The following is a 15,442-nucleotide window of genomic DNA, read 5'->3' as shown; positions in this document are numbered from 1 at the left end:
AAATCTATCAGTTTTCTGATAGATTTTTTAAATTGATTGCTAATTGTTGTAGAAGATCTTCTAATTGTCTTTTTTGATAACTAATATGTTCAAGCTCTTTTGTTCTATTTTCAATTTCTTCTATTAAAACGGCCTTGTTTTCTTCTAGTTGTTCTTTAGTGCCACATTTTTTGTCATGAAGCCATTTGAGGCGAAGAATAGATTTGATGGAAAAGCCCAAGTCACGTAAACCAATAATATTTTCAAGGTCTTCGCAATCTTTTTGTGACCAATCATAGTGAGCTTCTTTTTTTTCGGGAGAAAGCAAGCCTTTTTCAATATAAAATCGTAAGCTATCTCGCGAAATTTGGTATTTTTTCACGACAGTTCCTGTTTTCATGAGTCATCTCCTTGACAGGGGCTTAGCCCCTCATTTTATAATGAAGAAAAGTTAAGAAAGGAGACAACCATGTTCTCACTCATTCTACCCTTCATCTATCTATTTCTAATGGCTTTAGCTGTTATAAGTAGCTATCAAAAAATGCCTTTATGGCTTTTGTTGCTTAATATTATACCAATTGTATTGATGATTGCAAGCTTCTCTATGTTTTTATTAGGAACCTTTTCTATGATTAATTTGCATTATGTCATAATCGGTAGTTTAATAGCCTTTTTAATTATCAGACCCATTAATGGTAAGCTAATTTATCAAGAAATTCATCTTTCTCATTTAGTCATTCATGGGGTGATAACGATAATTCTCGTGATCATGTTACTAAATCGTTGATCATTGCTTGATCACCTTTTCTTTTTAATTAACTGTTTTGCCTCATCGGCAATGATTATAAATCAATTTTTAGGTAGTCGGCTTTATTTTTCGTTTTTGGGGAATAAAGCTGGCTATTTTTAAGTGTTTGAGGGAAGTAACGTTGTTTTTATAGAAGTGTCATGATATAATATAACCTTGTGAGATTAATAAACAAGACATCTCGTTGATAAGGCAAATGACTAGATGACTAGACTTATTATTTTATGGTATAATAATAGTAATTTAGATATTTGGAGTCGTGTTTTGAAGAAAACCCATCGTGTAAAAAGTGATAAAGATTTTAAAGCTATTTTTGATCATGGCAAAAGTGCTGCTAATCGTCATTTTGTTTTATATTATTTAGATAAGCATTACCCTCATTATCGAGTGGGATTATCAGTCAGTAAAAAACTTGGCAATGCCGTGGTAAGAAATAGTATTAAACGAAAAATACGCCATGCGTTTATGGAATTATCACAAGATATTGATTGTAAAGACTATGTGATTATTGCACGAAAAGGTGTTGAAGATCTTGACTATCAAGCCATTAAAAAAAATATGATTCATGTCTTTAGCTTAGCTAAATGTTATTCAAAGAAAGGTTGACCATTGAAAAAGAAACTTAAATTATCATTGTTAGTGATTGTTTCTCTTGTTGTTTTGACAGCTTGTGGGACAAGTGAAATAGCTGCTAATTCAGACGGATTATGGGAAAAATTTGTTTATTTCTTTGCAGAGATGATTCAGGCTTTATCGTTTAATGAACGTACCGGTATCGGAATTATCCTCTTTACTTTAGTGATTAGAACCATTCTTTTGCCCGTTTACAATATGCAAATGAAATCTAGTCAAAAAATGCAGGAAATCCAACCAAAGCTAAAGGCATTACAAAAGCAATATCCTGGTAAAGACACAGAAAGCCGTATGCTTCTTGCAGAAGCCTCGCAACAACTTTATAAGGAAAATAACGTTAATCCTTATTCTAGTTTTATACCTCTATTTATTCAGATGCCACTTCTTTTAGCGCTTTATCAAGCCCTTTCTCGAGTTGCCTTTTTAAAAACTGGAACTTTTTTATGGCTTGAAATCGCTAATCCTGATCCTTATTTTGTGTTGCCGGTGTTGGCTGCTATTTTCACCTTCTTATCAACATGGTTGAGTAATAAGGGAATCAGAGAAAAAAATGGTGTCTTAACGGCAATGATGTATATCATGCCAATCATGATTTTAATTATTGGTATTAATATGGCTAGTGGTGTTGCCCTTTACTGGACAATCTCAAATGCTTACCAAGTTTTCCAAACGTTAATCTTTAATAATCCTTTTAAGAAAATTGCAGAGTATGAACGTTTAGAGCGAGAAGAAAAAGAAAAACAAGCTAAGATAAGACGTGCCAAGAAAAAAGCACAAAAAAAGAGAAAATAAGGAGACGATTATGGTTTTATTCACAGGAAAAACTGTTGAAGAGGCTATTGAAACTGGCCTAAAAGAACTTAATATTTCGCGTTTAAAAGCCCATATTAAAGTGGTATCTCGTGAAAAAAAAGGCTTTTTAGGATTTGGGAGAAAACCTGCACAGGTAGAGATTGAAAACATCAGTGAGAATATCATTAATAAAGCGGATAGAAAAGCCATTAGAGGTGTTCCTGATGAAATTAATCGACAAAATGCTCCTGTTAAATCTAGTTTAGAAGATACTGTAGAGCTTGGAAAAGTGACAAGTATTATTAGAGAAATGGAAGAAAAGGGAGAGCTGATAGATGACAGTGTCAAGGAGCAATTACTTGAAAGTAAGAAATCGCCTCAAACCATCTTACAAGAAACTGGCCATATCAATGTTTTAGAAGTGTTGAGTGCCGAAGAAAAGCAAAAAAACACTAATGAAACAGAGACAGTTTCTATTGAAGAAGCTAGTAAAGATGTTTCTGACTACATTTCTAAAATTATCTATGAAATGGATTTAGAAGCAAGTATTGATATTACCCTTAATCATCGCCAAATTAATTTAAAAATTGACACTCCAGATCCTGGTAGAGTGATTGGTTACCACGGTAAGGTGTTGAAATCATTACAATTATTGGCGCAAAATTATCTTCATGATCATTATTCAAAAGCCTTCTCAGTTACTGTTAATGTTCACGATTATGTGGAACATAGAACGAAGACTTTAATTGATTTTTCTAAGAAAATTGCTAAACGTGTTCTCGCCTCAGGTGAGAAATATGAAATGAACCCAATGAGCAATACAGAAAGAAAAATTATTCACAAAACGATTACAGCAATTGAAGGTGTTGATAGTTATTCTGAAGGAAATGACCCTAACCGTTATGTTGTTGTCGTTCCAAGTAATGATTAAAAGCTTTTAAAAGAGTGGCTTAAAGCCACTCTTTATTTATTGAAATTGTGAACTTAAACTTATGATTAGTCTTTTAATAATGACCAGTCAGCTCTTGCAAAGTGTATAAGAAAACTATATAATTAATACACAAGGAGGATTATCATTATGTTAATCGTAACATTATTACCGTTTATTTTTATTCTGCTATTAATTTTAGCAGTCGTTATCAGTACTCTCTATGTCGTTAGACAACAGACGGTAGTGATTATAGAACGTTTTGGGAAATATCTAAAAACGTCTTCCAGCGGAATTCATCTAAGAATGCCGTTTGGTATTGATCGATTAGCAGCGCGTATTCAATTACGTTTGCTTCAAAGTGATTTAATTGTTGAAACAAAGACACAAGATAATGTATTCGTTACCTTAAATATTGCAACGCAATACCGTGTTAATGAAAACAACGTTATGGATGCTTATTATAAATTGATGCGTCCAGAAGAGCAAATTAAATCCTATATTGAAGATGCCCTACGTTCCTCTGTTCCTAAACTAACACTAGATGAACTGTTTGAGAAAAAAGATGAGATTGCCCTTGAAGTCCAACATCAAGTGGCAGAAGAAATGTCTAGCTATGGTTATATCATTGTTAAAACATTGATTACTAAAGTCGAACCAGATGCGGAAGTTAAGCAATCAATGAATGAAATCAATGCTGCACAACGTAAACGTGTGGCTGCTCAAGAATTAGCAAATGCTGACAAGATTAAGATTGTGACTGCAGCAGAAGCCGAAGCAGAAAAAGATCGCTTACATGGTGTGGGTATTGCCCAACAACGTAAAGCCATTGTTGATGGTTTAGCAGACTCTATCCAAGAATTAAAAGATGCTAATATTAGTTTAAATGAAGAACAAATCATGTCAATTTTGCTAACCAACCAATATTTAGATACCCTAAATACTTTTGCAGCGAGTGGCAATCAAACGATTTTCTTGCCAAACAATCCTGATGGCGTTGAAGATATTCGCACACAAGTGTTATCTGCTTTGAAAGTAAAAAACCATAAATAATATAATGGGAAAGTTTTCCTACTAGTCAAAAGACCACTCAATTGAGTGGTCTTTTTCTTAATGATTATTTCAAAAAACGTTTTAAGAACTCTTTAGTTCTTTCTTCTTTTGGTGTTTCAAAGATTTGTTTTGGACTACCTTGTTCAGCAATAATGCCTTTATCCATAAAGATAACCGTGTCTGATACGTCACGAGCAAAATCCATTTCATGTGTCACAATAATCATGGTTAAGCCTGACTTGGCTAAATCTTGCATGGTTTTTAAAACCTCACCAACCATCTCAGGGTCAAGAGCAGAAGTGGGTTCATCAAAAAGGATAGCTTCAGGATCAAGGGCTAGAGCTCTAGCAATAGCAACTCTTTGTTTTTGCCCACCTGATAATTGTTTGGGCTTAGCCAACCAGTATTGTTCGGTCATTCCTACTTGGTTGAGATTTTCCTTAGCAATTTGTTCTGCTTCACTTTTATCTCTTTTTAAAACGGTCGTTTGAGCGACCATCACATTTTCTAACACATTTAAATTATTAAATAAGTTAAAGGATTGAAAAACCATCCCCAGCTTTTCACGATAGGTAGTTAGGTCAAAGCCTTTTTCGAGCACATTTTTTCCATGATAAAGGATTTCTCCCTCAGTAGGTGATTCAAGGAGATTAATCGATCGAAGGAGTGTTGATTTACCAGAGCCTGAACTACCGATAATTGAGATGACTTGCCCCTTGTTAATTGTTAGAGAAATATCTTTTAAAACCTGATTTTGGCCATATGATTTTTTAAGATGTTTAATTTCAAGTATGGTATTAGTCATGGTTTGCCACCTCCAATTGCATTTGATTAGCTCCCGTTGTGTAGTGATCAGTATCAAGACGTTTTTCAATATAACGCAGAATTCTTGTCACCGTGAAAGTGAGAACAAAGTAGATAATCGCTATCACTGTAAAGGTTTGGAAGTACTGATACGTTTGGGTAGCCACAGTATTCCCCGAAAAGTAGAGCTCAACCACAGAAATAACATTTAGTACGGAAGTATCTTTAATATTGATAACAAACTCATTTCCGGTTGCTGGCAAAATATTTCGCATGACCTGAGGAAGAATGATTTTTCTCATGGTTTGTCTATGAGTCATCCCAAGTGCGGTTGCGGCTTCAAATTGCCCCTTATCGATAGAAAAAATACCACCACGGACAATCTCACTCATATAAGCACCCGTATTAATCGATACAATGAAGACAGCAGCAAGTGTTCGGTCAATTGATAAGCCAAAGGCCTGAGCAGTACCATAATAGATCACCATGGATTGTACAATCATTGGTGTTCCACGAAAGACTTCAATATAGACATTAATCAGAGCATTAAATGCTTTTTGTAAAATCAAGAGTCCTTTATGGCTTGCTTTTGGAGCTGTTTTATAAACACCGATCAATAAGCCTATGCTGGTTCCTAAAATCGTTCCTAGAATGGAAATGAATAGAGTCATCCCAGTCCCTCTTAGGAGCTGTTTCCAGTTGTTTTGAACAATAGTAATGACTTGACTAATAAAATGAGGTTTTTCTCCAGTTTCTTCCTGGATTGGTTGAAGAGCAATAATGTCATCCATTAGGGCGATTTGTTGCTCTGTTGAAAAGTCCTCCAGAACGCTATTGACTTGTGCCATGATGGGATCATATTTTCGAAGCCCAATAGCTAAGGCAACATCTGATTCACTCACTTTAAAACCATCACTTAATTGGATCATTTTAAAATCAGAGTTAGCCATTTCAGCAGAGATACCATCAGGACGCTCTGATACATAAGCATCAATCACTCCTGATTGAAGAGCTTGTCGCATTTGTCCAAAATCAGCCATGGCCGTTTGTTTAGAAACATTAGGGATTTGGTCAATAAGGTCATAGAGATATACGCCTTGTTGAGAGGTGATTTTAGCTTGCGAAAAATCAGCTAAAGTATTACTACTCGCATAAGGGTTATCTTTTTTAACGACTAGAATTGGTTTACTTGTATAGTAACTAGTTGAAAAATCAATCTCTAATTTTCTTTCTTCTGTGGGACTCATCCCAGCAATAATCATATCAATCTTACCGGAGGTGAGAGCAGGAATAAGACCACTCCAAGAGGTTTTCACAACAATTAATTTTTTACCGAGTCTATCAGCGATTTTTTGAGCAACGTGAACATCATAACCATTTGCAAATTGAGAAGAACCTTCTATAGGGACTGCCCCGTTTTTATTGGTTTCTTGAGTCCAGTTAAAAGGAGCATAAGCAGCTTCCATTCCAACACGTAAATAATCGTCTGCTTGGATACTAGTTACGCCAGCAAATAAAAAAGAAACTGTTGCTAAAATAGTAAATAATATCTTTTTCATATCAACCTCCTGTAAGTATATTGCCTTCCATTGTATCTTAAATAAAGGTGTTTGACAATTTACTTGATTGATAAATACGATTTTAAAGGGTTTTGTGGTAAAATAAATAGGAATAATATTTCTGAGGTTTCTAATGAAAAGGATTATTTTAATACTTTTTGCAGCACTATTTTTCTTATTTAATGAGTCTACTTATGCAGACGTTTCTTATTCGATTCCTTATTATTCTGGGGAATTGATTATTCATGAAGATAATACAGCCAATTTCAAGCAAATTATTGACTATGATTTTGATAGTTCTTATAACGGTCAAATAGTGACTCTGGGACAAGCAGGAAAAATGCCTGAAGGGTTCTATATTGATCCAAATCCTGTAGTCACTGTTTATCACAATAACATTTTAGTCAATTCTGAGCAGGAAGTCACAGATTTGGGTGATGGTTATAGCTTAAAAATCTATAACAAGGGGCAAAAAGGAGATAAAGTTGTTGTTGTTGTTGAATGGCAACTAAAGGAAATTTTGTTTGCCTACCAAGATATTGCTGAGCTTAATTGGGTCCCTATCAGTGATTGGGATAGAACTTTGAAACAAGTCGATTTTACAGTGAAAACAGACTTTATTTCTGAAGATCAAAATCTTTATGCGCATACAGGCTTTGGGAAAAGGCAACCTACAATAACCTCTGAGGAAAATGCTTATCATTTGATTGCTACTAACGTCTCTAATCGATTGGAGTTACATGGTTATTGGGAAGGAAGCCCAGTATCTACAGAATTTAAATTACCTACAACAAGAAAAGAAGACTTCAATCGCCTTGAAAATGATATCGCATTCAAGCAAGCAGCTATCCATTCATTGCTTGATAGAGCCTTTCCTATTGCTATTGGTTTTTTAGCAATACTAGCTATTTTTTTCTTTCTTTTATTTAAACGGCATGTTGAAAAACATCATCATTTTAATAAAAAGAGTCACCTTTTCAATCTTCCGGATGACTTACCACCTTTAATTGTCGCTAAATACATTTATGAAAAGACATTAAAATCTGAATTAAATCAAACCTCTTCTTATATGGGTAAGATTAGCTTTGAAAATCTTTTAAAGGCTAGTTTGTTAGACCTCATTGATCGTCAAATATTAACAGTTTCTCAAGACAAGGAATTAAGTATTGTTTCAAAAGATCGGGCATCCGCATTTGAAAGAGAGTTAATTACTTTTGCTTTTGGTGAAAAAGAAAAAATAGCAATCAATCAACTTTTTTCAACTTTTCTATTTAATAAACACGACATAAAAGCTTTGAAGAAAAGTTATAAAGGAGAAGAGTTGACAGAAAAAATCAACCATTTGGGAGATCGTTTTAACCATAAGTTAGAATCAAAATTGAATAAGATTGATCAGTTGGTAGCTGAAGCTATTGAAAATAAAGCACTAGAAAAAATCAAAAGAGATTTCTTACCGAGTGATTTAAAATATTATAGATTGTCTCTGGGAGCGTCTGTTTTGGGGTTGATCTTGTCAATAGTCGCTTTAATCATCGTTGTTATTATTGGGAATGTCATCTCACCTTATTCGTTGGTCTATTTGGCTAGCATCATTCTTGTCATTACAATGATTAGCTATTTTGCTCAACGTAAAAAAGTTATGGCTGATTTTGGCTTTTTAGAAGCTAGAGGACATGATGTACTTCAAGATTGGGTTAGTTTTAACAATATGCTTCGTGATATTAGAAAATTTGATCAAGTGGAAATTGAAGCAGTTGTGATTTGGAATCGTATCTTGATTTATGCAACACTATTGGGCTTTGCCCAAAAGGTTGAAAAATACCTTTCAACAGTGCATCCGCAATTTGTAGAAAATAGCTTGTATCAATCGTATCTCTTTATCTCACCCCAACTTAGTCGTCAAACAAAGGCAGTCATGTCGTCAAATAGCTATGCTGTTGAGGCTTCTCATTTCTCTGTTTCCTCAGGAGGAAGTAGTGGTGGAGGCTTCTCCGGCGGAGGTGGCGGCGGAGGTGGCGGGGCCTTCTAATACTATCTGATTTAAAAAGAATTAATCAAAGGAGTTAACATGTTTATCGTAGATTTAATCAAAGCTATTATATTAGGAATTGTCGAAGGGGTAACAGAGTGGCTACCCATTTCCAGTACGGGTCATCTAATATTAGTGCAAGAGTTTCTCAACTTTAAAAATCAAAACCAAGCTTTTGTTAGTATGTTTAACGTTGTTATCCAACTAGGAGCCATCCTAGCTGTTGTTGTCATCTATTTCAAGCGCTTAAATCCTTTTCAAAAAGGAAAAACAGCTAGAGAAATCAGAATAACTTGGCAGTTGTGGGCAAAAGTTGTCCTTGCCGTTATTCCTGCGATTGTGATTGGTTTACCTCTTGATGATTGGATGGAAGAACATCTTCATAATTTTATTACTGTCGCCCTAATGTTAATTTTCTACGGTTTTGTCTTTTTATGGATAGAGCAAAAACATAAAAACGAGAGTCTTAAACCAAGTGTGACTTCATTAGCGAAAATGTCTTATAAAACAGCCTTATTCATTGGTCTTTTTCAAGTACTTAGCCTAGTACCAGGAACCAGTCGTTCTGGCATTACCATTATTGGGGGAATGTTACTGGGAACCAGCCGAGTGGTTGCAACTGAATTCACCTTTTTCCTAGGGATTCCTGTCATGTTTGGCGCTAGTTTTATTAAAGTCTTGAAATTTATTCTTGGAGGCGCCAGTTTGAGTTTGGGTCAATTTGCCATCTTAGCAATTGCTATGCTCACAGCCTTTGTTGTGAGTATGTATGCTATTCGCTTTTTAACCGATTATGTTAAGAAGAATGATTTTACGGTTTTTGGGAAATATCGCATTATTTTAGGCTTGCTTTTATTGGTTTATGGGGGTATTAAGCTTTTATTTTTATAAACCATTTCAGCAATTACAAAACATCTACTATCTGGCTTAGAAAAAGTTGTTTTTTGTATTCAGCTTCATAGAAAGTGGTTTGATATTAAAACAGATGTCTCAGCTGGTTAGTGTTTAGGAAAGAACTATGTCTGAAAAATAAAATGATAAACGTTAAAAGGTTGAGCATTTTGTTCCAACCTTTTTAATTGCTCAAAACAACTATCTAAATTGTAAATAATCTTTTTTTCTAGTATAATAGGTTTGATTACATGTGCGAGGTAAAAACGATGGAAATGAAACAAATTAGTGATACAACACTAAAGATAACGATTAGTATGGATGATTTAGAAGAAAGAGGAATGGAATTAAAAGATTTCTTAGTACCTCAAGAAAAGACAGAAGAATTTTTCTATGCTGTCATGGACGAGTTAGATTTACCTGACAATTTTAAAGATAGCGGTATGCTCAGTTTTCGCGTTACACCAAGACAAGATCGAATCGATGTCTTTGTGACAAAATCAGAGATTAGTAAAGACCTCAGTCTTGAAGATTTAGCTGAGTTAGAAGACATTGCAAAAATGTCACCGGAAGAATTTTTCAAAAGTCTCGAGACGACAATGCGTGAAAAAGGTGACAAAGAAGCTCTCGATAAATTAAAAGAAGCTGAAGAACAAGATGAGCAAGAACAAGAAAAGAGCCATATCGTTTCTGATTACATCCATTATGTTTTGGATTTTGACAACTTAAAGGATGTTGTTTTGTTTTCTCGAACAGCTGATTATGAGATAGAGGCTTCAGAGCTATTTAAAGAAAGTGATACTTATCATCTGACTATTTTGATAAAAAATATCGGACGACCAGATTACTATACAAATGTGGTTTATGCTCGTATGATTGAACATGCTAAAGCAAGTACAAAAACACGTGCCTATTTACAAGAACATGGTATCTTATTAACTAGCAATGCTATTGAAGAGTTGCAGTCAATAGAGGTATAGTAATATGACGCCTTTTAAACTTGAATATGTTTTGGTCCTGATTGGCACTTTTCTAATCTCTTTGATTGCAACACCGCTCGTTCGTTTTTTAGCCTTTCGTGTCGGTGCTGTTGATAAACCAAATGAACGCCGCATTAATAAAGTGACAATGCCAAGCTCTGGTGGTTTAGCCATTGTTTTGTCTTTTCTTCTTAGTTCTCTTATTTTTATGCCGATGATTACAAAATTAATTATTGGTAGTCAGTCCTATTTTGATTATATGTTACCAGTTGTTATTGGAGGCTTAGTTGTTTCTGCTACTGGTTTTATTGATGACATTTTTGAAATTAGTGCTAAGAAAAAAATGATTGGTATCTTGTTGGCAGCAATTATTGTTTGGAAGTTTACTGATTTTAGATTTGATAGTTTTAAGATTCCCTTTGGTGGACCAATGCTGGAATTTAATCCCTTGCTCACCTTCTTTTTAACCATTTTATGGATAACAGCCATTACTAATGCTGTTAATTTGATTGATGGTTTGGATGGGTTAGTGAGTGGTGTCTCCATTATTAGTTTAACAACAATGGGGTTGATATCTTATTTCTTCTTATTTGATCGTGATATCTTTTTAACCTTAACCATTTTTGTTTTGATTGCAGCTATTGCAGGATTTTTCCCATACAATTATCATCCGGCTATTATTTATCTGGGAGATACGGGAGCCTTATTTATTGGTTTTATGATTGCCGTTTTATCCTTACAAGGATTAAAAAATGCGACAGCTGTAGCTGTTGTGACACCGATTATTATTTTAGGTGTTCCAATTATCGATACCTTTGTGGCTATTATTCGCAGAACCTTGTCGGGACAAAAATTTTATGAAGCAGATAATATGCATCTTCACCACAGACTGTTAGCAATGGGCTTTACTCACCGTGGAGCTGTTCTAGTAGTGTATGGCATTGCACTATTTTTCTCATTAGTCTCCTTACTTTTAAATGTGTCTAGCCGAATTGGTGGAATCTTGTTAATGATTGGTGTTTTGTTTGCACTAGAAATTTTCATTGAAAGTATTGAAATTTGGGGAAAGGGACGAACCCCTCTCTTTAAAGTTCTCTCATTTATTGGTAATTCAGATAGAAGAAGAGCGATTATTGATAAAATCAAAAAGAATGACGATTAGGTTACAAGCAACAAAAAAGTCCTTGCGGGCTTTTTTTGTTATAATGGAATGACTAGATAAAAGGAGTGTGTTATGTCAGTACTTGAAATAAAAAATCTTCATGTCTCTATTGAAGACAAAGAAATCTTAAAAGGCGTTAATCTTATGCTTAAAACAGGAGAAATTGCTGCGATAATGGGGCCAAATGGTACCGGAAAATCAACACTTTCTGCTGCGATAATGGGGAATCCTAATTACGAAGTCACAGAAGGTGAGATTCTCTTAGATGGTGAAAATATTCTTGAGTTAGAAGTTGATGAAAGAGCAAGACTAGGTCTTTTTCTTGCGATGCAGTATCCTAGTGAAATTCCAGGAATTACTAATGCCGAATTTATGCGTGCTGCGATGAATGCCGGAAAAGAAGATAAAGATAAAATCTCTGTCCGTGATTTTATCACTAAACTAGACCAAAAAATGGCTCTTTTAGGTATGAAAGAAGAAATGGCTGAGCGTTACCTTAATGAAGGATTCTCTGGTGGTGAAAAAAAACGCAATGAGATTTTACAACTATTGATGTTAGAACCACGTTTTGCTCTCTTAGATGAAGTTGACTCAGGTCTTGACATTGATGCTCTTCGAGTGGTTTCTAAAGGTGTTAATGAAATGCGAGGAGAAGGTTTTGGTGCCATGATTATCACACACTATCAGCGTCTTTTAAACTATATTCGTCCTGATGTTGTTCATGTGATGATGGATGGTCGTGTTGTCTTATCAGGAGGTCCAGAACTAGCTGATCGTTTAGAAAAAGAAGGCTACTCTACCATTGCTGAAGAACTAGGCATTGATTATAAAGAAGAAGTTTAGAGTCATTATTGCCGAAATAGAGCAAAGGAGTAAAAAATGACAAAAGAGAGAATAATTGATTTCTCACAAACTAAAGCAGAACCAAAATGGCTTTTGGAGCATCGCTTGGCTGCTTTTGAAAAAATAGAAAAACTGCCTCTCCCTCAAATTGAACGAGTGAAATTTCAAAGATGGTCACTTGGGGATGGTACAATATCTGAGAGTGATGTCCAAGGAAATGTGGCTGACTTTATAGCTATGGATGATAACCCCAAATTAGTTCAAGTTGGCACCCAAACTGTTTTAGAGCAACTACCAATGCCTTTAATCGATAAAGGTGTTATTTTCACTGATTTTGACACAGTACTTAAGGAAAATTCAGAACTTATCAAAGATTATTTTGGTCAGGCATTGTCTTTTGAAGAAGATAAATTAGCTGCCTATCATCATGCTTATTTTAATAGTGCAGCCATTTTATATATTCCAGATAATGTCGAAATTGATGAGCCTATTGAAGGCATTTTTCTACAAGACTCAGAATCAGATGTCCCATTTAATAAACACGTGTTAATTATTGTAGGTAAAAACAGTCGCATCACTTATCTAGAACGTTTTGAAACCATTGGTGAGGGTGCAGTTAAAACAACAGCCAATATTAGTGTAGAAGTTATCGCTAAAGAAGGTAGTCATGTTAAATTTTCAGCGATTGATCGTTTGGGAGACAATGTCACAACTTACATGACTCGTCGTGGGCATCATCAAAATAATGCAACCATTGATTGGGCACTTGGTGTGATGAATGAAGGTAATGTCATTGCTGATTTTGATTCTGACCTTTTAGGAGACGGTAGTTATGCCAACTTAAAGGTAGTTGCCGCATCTAGTGGACGACAAATTCAAGGGATTGATACGCGTGTCACCAATTATGGTAAAAATTCTGTTGGTCACATCCTTCAACACGGTGTTATCTTGGAAAGAGGGACCCTAACCTTTAACGGTATTGGTCACATTATAAAAGGCGCCAAAGGAGCAGATGCTCAACAAGAAAGTCGTGTCTTGATGCTTTCTGATCATGCTAGAAGCGATGCCAATCCTATTTTATTGATTGATGAAAACGAAGTCACCGCAGGGCATGCTGCTTCTATTGGTCAAGTTGATCCTGATGATATGTATTATTTGATGAGTCGTGGACTAGATCAAGAAACAGCAGAGCGACTAGTCATTCGAGGCTTCTTAGGAAGTGTTATCTCGGAAATTCCAGTCAAAACAGTGCGTGATGAGATGATTTTAGTATTAGATAAAAAACTTGAAAAAAGATAAACGCTTATGAAAACATTAGATAGTAATAACATTCGACAAGACTTTAAAATTTTAGATCAGGCTGTCAACGATGAACCATTAGTTTATTTAGATAATGCAGCAACTACTCAAAAACCTGAAAAAGTCATTAAAAGTATTGAGAAGTATTATCATATGAATAATGCTAATGTCCATCGCGGCGTACACACACTAGCAGAAAGAGCAACGCAAGCCTTTGAGTCGGCTAGAAAAAAAGTGGCAAGGTTTATCAATGCCTCGAGTGAAAAAGAAATTATCTTTACCAGAGGTACAACGACAAGTCTCAATTGGATAGCCCAATTTGCGCGTGAGGTGTTACATCCTGGTGATGAAGTCGTCATTTCAATTATGGAACATCACTCAAACCTCATTCCTTGGCAACAAGCCTGTCAAAAAACAGGTGCTGTTTTAAAATATGTCTATTTAAAAGATGATCTTCTTGATATGGAACAGTTGAAAAATGCCATTACAGACAAGACAAAATTTGTGAGCCTTGCGCATGTCTCAAATGTCTTGGGTCTTGTTAATCCAATCAAAGAGATTGCTGAAATAACTCATGCACATGGAGCTTATCTTGTCGTTGACGGTGCACAATCAGTACCACATATGCCGGTAGATGTACAAGAGTTAGACTGTGACTTTCTAGCTTTTTCTGGTCATAAAATGTTAGGCCCTACAGGGATTGGTGTTCTATATGGAAAAGAAGCAATTTTAAATCAACTATCACCGATTGAATTTGGTGGGGAAATGATTGATTTTGTTTATGAACAAAGCGCCACTTGGAAAGAATTACCGTGGAAATTAGAAGCAGGAACGCCAAATATTTCTGGCGCTATTAGTTTAGGAGTGGCCATTGATTACCTTGAAGAAATAGGGATGGAAGGTATTCATCAGCATGAACAAGAGTTGATAAGTTATATTCTCCCTAAACTGCAAGAGATTCCTGGTGTCACTGTCTACGGTCCAAAATCAGTTGAAGATCGAAGTAGTGTGGTTGCTTTTAACATTGAAGGACTTCATCCACATGATGTTGCCACGGCACTTGATTATGAGGGTGTTGCTGTTCGAGCGGGTCATCATTGTGCTCAGCCCTTACTTAATTATTTGGGTGTTTCTTCGACAGTGCGAGCTAGTTTTTATCTTTATAACACAAAAGAAGATTGTGACCGTTTAATTGATGCGATTATGAAAACAAAGGAGTATTTTAATGGCTCTTTCTAAATTAGATAGTTTATATATGGCAGTGGTCTCAGACCACTCCAAAGCCCCTCACCATCATGGTAGCTTATCTGGTGTTGATGGGGTAACCTTAAGTAATCCTACTTGTGGTGATGTTGTTAATTTATATGTAAAGTTTGATGGCGAAAAAATTGCTGATATTGCTTTTTCTGGACATGGTTGTACGATTTCAACTGCTTCAGCTAGCATGATGACAGATGTTATGATTGGAAAAACCAAGCAAGAAGCGCTAGCGCTTTTTGATGTCTTTTCTGAAATGGTTCAAGGAAAGAAAGATGATAAGCAAGAACAGCTAGGGGATGCTTCATTCTTAGCCGGTGTTTCTAAATTTCCGCAACGGATTAAATGTGCGACACTCTCATGGCATGCTTTAGAAAAAGCAGTCTCAGCTAGCCAAACAAAGAAGGAAGATAAATAGGAGAAGA

16 protein-coding genes are annotated in these 15,442 nt (G+C 35.4%); 13 read left to right on the top strand and 3 right to left on the bottom strand.

Annotation, left to right across the window (positions count from 1 at the left end):
* Positions 1 to 7: 7 nt before the first annotated feature.
* Positions 8 to 379: a MerR family transcriptional regulator gene (locus JHK62_RS03800; protein WP_199575363.1), complete on the bottom strand. Its 372-nt coding sequence runs from the start codon at positions 377 to 379 to the stop codon at positions 8 to 10.
* 69 nt (positions 380 to 448) lie between these two features.
* Between JHK62_RS03800 and JHK62_RS03795 the strand changes: the two genes are divergently transcribed.
* From JHK62_RS03795 to JHK62_RS03775, 5 genes are all read left to right on the top strand, one after another.
* The gene (locus tag JHK62_RS03795) at positions 449 to 766 is read left to right on the top strand and encodes a hypothetical protein (protein WP_199575362.1); all 318 of its coding nucleotides are present in this window, start codon (positions 449 to 451) and stop codon (positions 764 to 766) included.
* A 285-nt stretch (positions 767 to 1,051) separates the two neighbouring features.
* Positions 1,052 to 1,393, top strand: coding sequence for a ribonuclease P protein component (rnpA, locus tag JHK62_RS03790; RefSeq protein ID WP_199575457.1), 342 nt, complete (start codon positions 1,052 to 1,054; stop codon positions 1,391 to 1,393).
* Between the two features lie 3 nt (positions 1,394 to 1,396).
* Positions 1,397 to 2,212: a YidC/Oxa1 family membrane protein insertase gene (locus tag JHK62_RS03785; RefSeq protein WP_199575361.1), complete on the top strand. Its 816-nt coding sequence runs from the start codon at positions 1,397 to 1,399 to the stop codon at positions 2,210 to 2,212.
* A gap of 10 nt (positions 2,213 to 2,222) precedes the next feature.
* Entirely contained in the window at positions 2,223 to 3,143 is a 921-nt protein-coding gene (gene jag, locus JHK62_RS03780) for an RNA-binding cell elongation regulator Jag/EloR (protein ID WP_199575360.1), read from the top strand.
* A gap of 147 nt (positions 3,144 to 3,290) precedes the next feature.
* Positions 3,291 to 4,193 carry an SPFH domain-containing protein gene (locus JHK62_RS03775; RefSeq protein WP_199575359.1) on the top strand — a complete coding sequence of 301 codons (903 nt, stop codon included), beginning with the start codon at positions 3,291 to 3,293 and terminating at the stop codon, positions 4,191 to 4,193.
* A 64-nt stretch (positions 4,194 to 4,257) separates the two neighbouring features.
* Here JHK62_RS03775 and JHK62_RS03770 read toward each other — a convergent pair whose 3' ends face one another.
* On the bottom strand, positions 4,258 to 4,998 hold the full coding sequence (locus tag JHK62_RS03770; RefSeq protein WP_199575358.1) for an amino acid ABC transporter ATP-binding protein: 741 nt from the start codon (positions 4,996 to 4,998) through the stop codon (positions 4,258 to 4,260).
* Positions 4,991 to 6,556: an ABC transporter substrate-binding protein/permease gene (locus JHK62_RS03765; RefSeq protein ID WP_199575357.1), complete on the bottom strand. Its 1,566-nt coding sequence runs from the start codon at positions 6,554 to 6,556 to the stop codon at positions 4,991 to 4,993. The genes JHK62_RS03770 and JHK62_RS03765 overlap by 8 nt, the downstream gene beginning before the upstream one ends.
* A gap of 133 nt (positions 6,557 to 6,689) precedes the next feature.
* Here JHK62_RS03765 and JHK62_RS03760 point away from each other — a divergent pair, with 133 nt between their 5' ends.
* The 8 genes from JHK62_RS03760 to sufU all read left to right on the top strand — a co-directional run bounded on the left by JHK62_RS03760 (position 6,690) and on the right by sufU (position 15,435).
* Positions 6,690 to 8,585 carry a DUF2207 domain-containing protein gene (locus JHK62_RS03760; RefSeq protein ID WP_199575356.1) on the top strand — a complete coding sequence of 632 codons (1,896 nt, stop codon included), beginning with the start codon at positions 6,690 to 6,692 and terminating at the stop codon, positions 8,583 to 8,585.
* A gap of 39 nt (positions 8,586 to 8,624) precedes the next feature.
* Positions 8,625 to 9,476: an undecaprenyl-diphosphate phosphatase gene (locus JHK62_RS03755; protein WP_199575355.1), complete on the top strand. Its 852-nt coding sequence runs from the start codon at positions 8,625 to 8,627 to the stop codon at positions 9,474 to 9,476.
* 269 nt (positions 9,477 to 9,745) lie between these two features.
* The gene (gene mecA, locus JHK62_RS03750) at positions 9,746 to 10,456 is read left to right on the top strand and encodes an adaptor protein MecA (protein WP_199575354.1); all 711 of its coding nucleotides are present in this window, start codon (positions 9,746 to 9,748) and stop codon (positions 10,454 to 10,456) included.
* 4 nt (positions 10,457 to 10,460) lie between these two features.
* Positions 10,461 to 11,618 carry a glycosyltransferase family 4 protein gene (locus JHK62_RS03745; protein WP_199575353.1) on the top strand — a complete coding sequence of 386 codons (1,158 nt, stop codon included), beginning with the start codon at positions 10,461 to 10,463 and terminating at the stop codon, positions 11,616 to 11,618.
* 72 nt (positions 11,619 to 11,690) lie between these two features.
* Positions 11,691 to 12,461, top strand: a complete 771-nt coding sequence (sufC, locus tag JHK62_RS03740; RefSeq protein ID WP_199575352.1) for a Fe-S cluster assembly ATPase SufC — start codon at positions 11,691 to 11,693, stop codon at positions 12,459 to 12,461.
* 36 nt (positions 12,462 to 12,497) lie between these two features.
* On the top strand, positions 12,498 to 13,760 hold the full coding sequence (sufD, locus tag JHK62_RS03735; protein WP_199575351.1) for a Fe-S cluster assembly protein SufD: 1,263 nt from the start codon (positions 12,498 to 12,500) through the stop codon (positions 13,758 to 13,760).
* 6 nt (positions 13,761 to 13,766) lie between these two features.
* Positions 13,767 to 14,999: an aminotransferase class V-fold PLP-dependent enzyme gene (locus tag JHK62_RS03730; RefSeq protein WP_199575350.1), complete on the top strand. Its 1,233-nt coding sequence runs from the start codon at positions 13,767 to 13,769 to the stop codon at positions 14,997 to 14,999.
* The gene (gene sufU, locus JHK62_RS03725) at positions 14,986 to 15,435 is read left to right on the top strand and encodes a Fe-S cluster assembly sulfur transfer protein SufU (RefSeq protein WP_199575349.1); all 450 of its coding nucleotides are present in this window, start codon (positions 14,986 to 14,988) and stop codon (positions 15,433 to 15,435) included. Before JHK62_RS03730 ends, sufU begins: the two co-directional genes overlap by 14 nt.
* The last annotated feature ends 7 nt before the right edge of the window (positions 15,436 to 15,442 follow it).

The organism is Streptococcus pacificus (assembly GCF_016481305.1).
Classification (GTDB): domain Bacteria; phylum Bacillota; class Bacilli; order Lactobacillales; family Streptococcaceae; genus Streptococcus; species Streptococcus pacificus.
Note: the sequence above shows the minus strand (reverse complement) of the source record. Positions and strands in the feature narration are given on the sequence as shown.

Bases quoted from the DNA above. Each gene is read 5' to 3' on its own strand.
- JHK62_RS03730 (WP_199575350.1), top strand. From the start codon at position 13,767: ATGAAAACATTAGATAGTAATAACATTCGACAAGACTTTAAAATTTTA.
- JHK62_RS03760 (WP_199575356.1), top strand. From the start codon at position 6,690: ATGAAAAGGATTATTTTAATACTTTTTGCAGCACTATTTTTCTTATTT.
- sufC (WP_199575352.1), top strand. From the start codon at position 11,691: ATGTCAGTACTTGAAATAAAAAATCTTCATGTCTCTATTGAAGACAAA.
- JHK62_RS03745 (WP_199575353.1), top strand. From the start codon at position 10,461: ATGACGCCTTTTAAACTTGAATATGTTTTGGTCCTGATTGGCACTTTT.
- JHK62_RS03770 (WP_199575358.1), bottom strand. From the start codon at position 4,998: ATGACTAATACCATACTTGAAATTAAACATCTTAAAAAATCATATGGC.
- sufD (WP_199575351.1), top strand. From the start codon at position 12,498: ATGACAAAAGAGAGAATAATTGATTTCTCACAAACTAAAGCAGAACCA.
- JHK62_RS03800 (WP_199575363.1), bottom strand. From the start codon at position 379: ATGAAAACAGGAACTGTCGTGAAAAAATACCAAATTTCGCGAGATAGC.
- JHK62_RS03775 (WP_199575359.1), top strand. From the start codon at position 3,291: ATGTTAATCGTAACATTATTACCGTTTATTTTTATTCTGCTATTAATT.
- jag (WP_199575360.1), top strand. From the start codon at position 2,223: ATGGTTTTATTCACAGGAAAAACTGTTGAAGAGGCTATTGAAACTGGC.
- JHK62_RS03755 (WP_199575355.1), top strand. From the start codon at position 8,625: ATGTTTATCGTAGATTTAATCAAAGCTATTATATTAGGAATTGTCGAA.
- JHK62_RS03765 (WP_199575357.1), bottom strand. From the start codon at position 6,556: ATGAAAAAGATATTATTTACTATTTTAGCAACAGTTTCTTTTTTATTT.
- mecA (WP_199575354.1), top strand. From the start codon at position 9,746: ATGGAAATGAAACAAATTAGTGATACAACACTAAAGATAACGATTAGT.
- sufU (WP_199575349.1), top strand. From the start codon at position 14,986: ATGGCTCTTTCTAAATTAGATAGTTTATATATGGCAGTGGTCTCAGAC.
- JHK62_RS03795 (WP_199575362.1), top strand. From the start codon at position 449: ATGTTCTCACTCATTCTACCCTTCATCTATCTATTTCTAATGGCTTTA.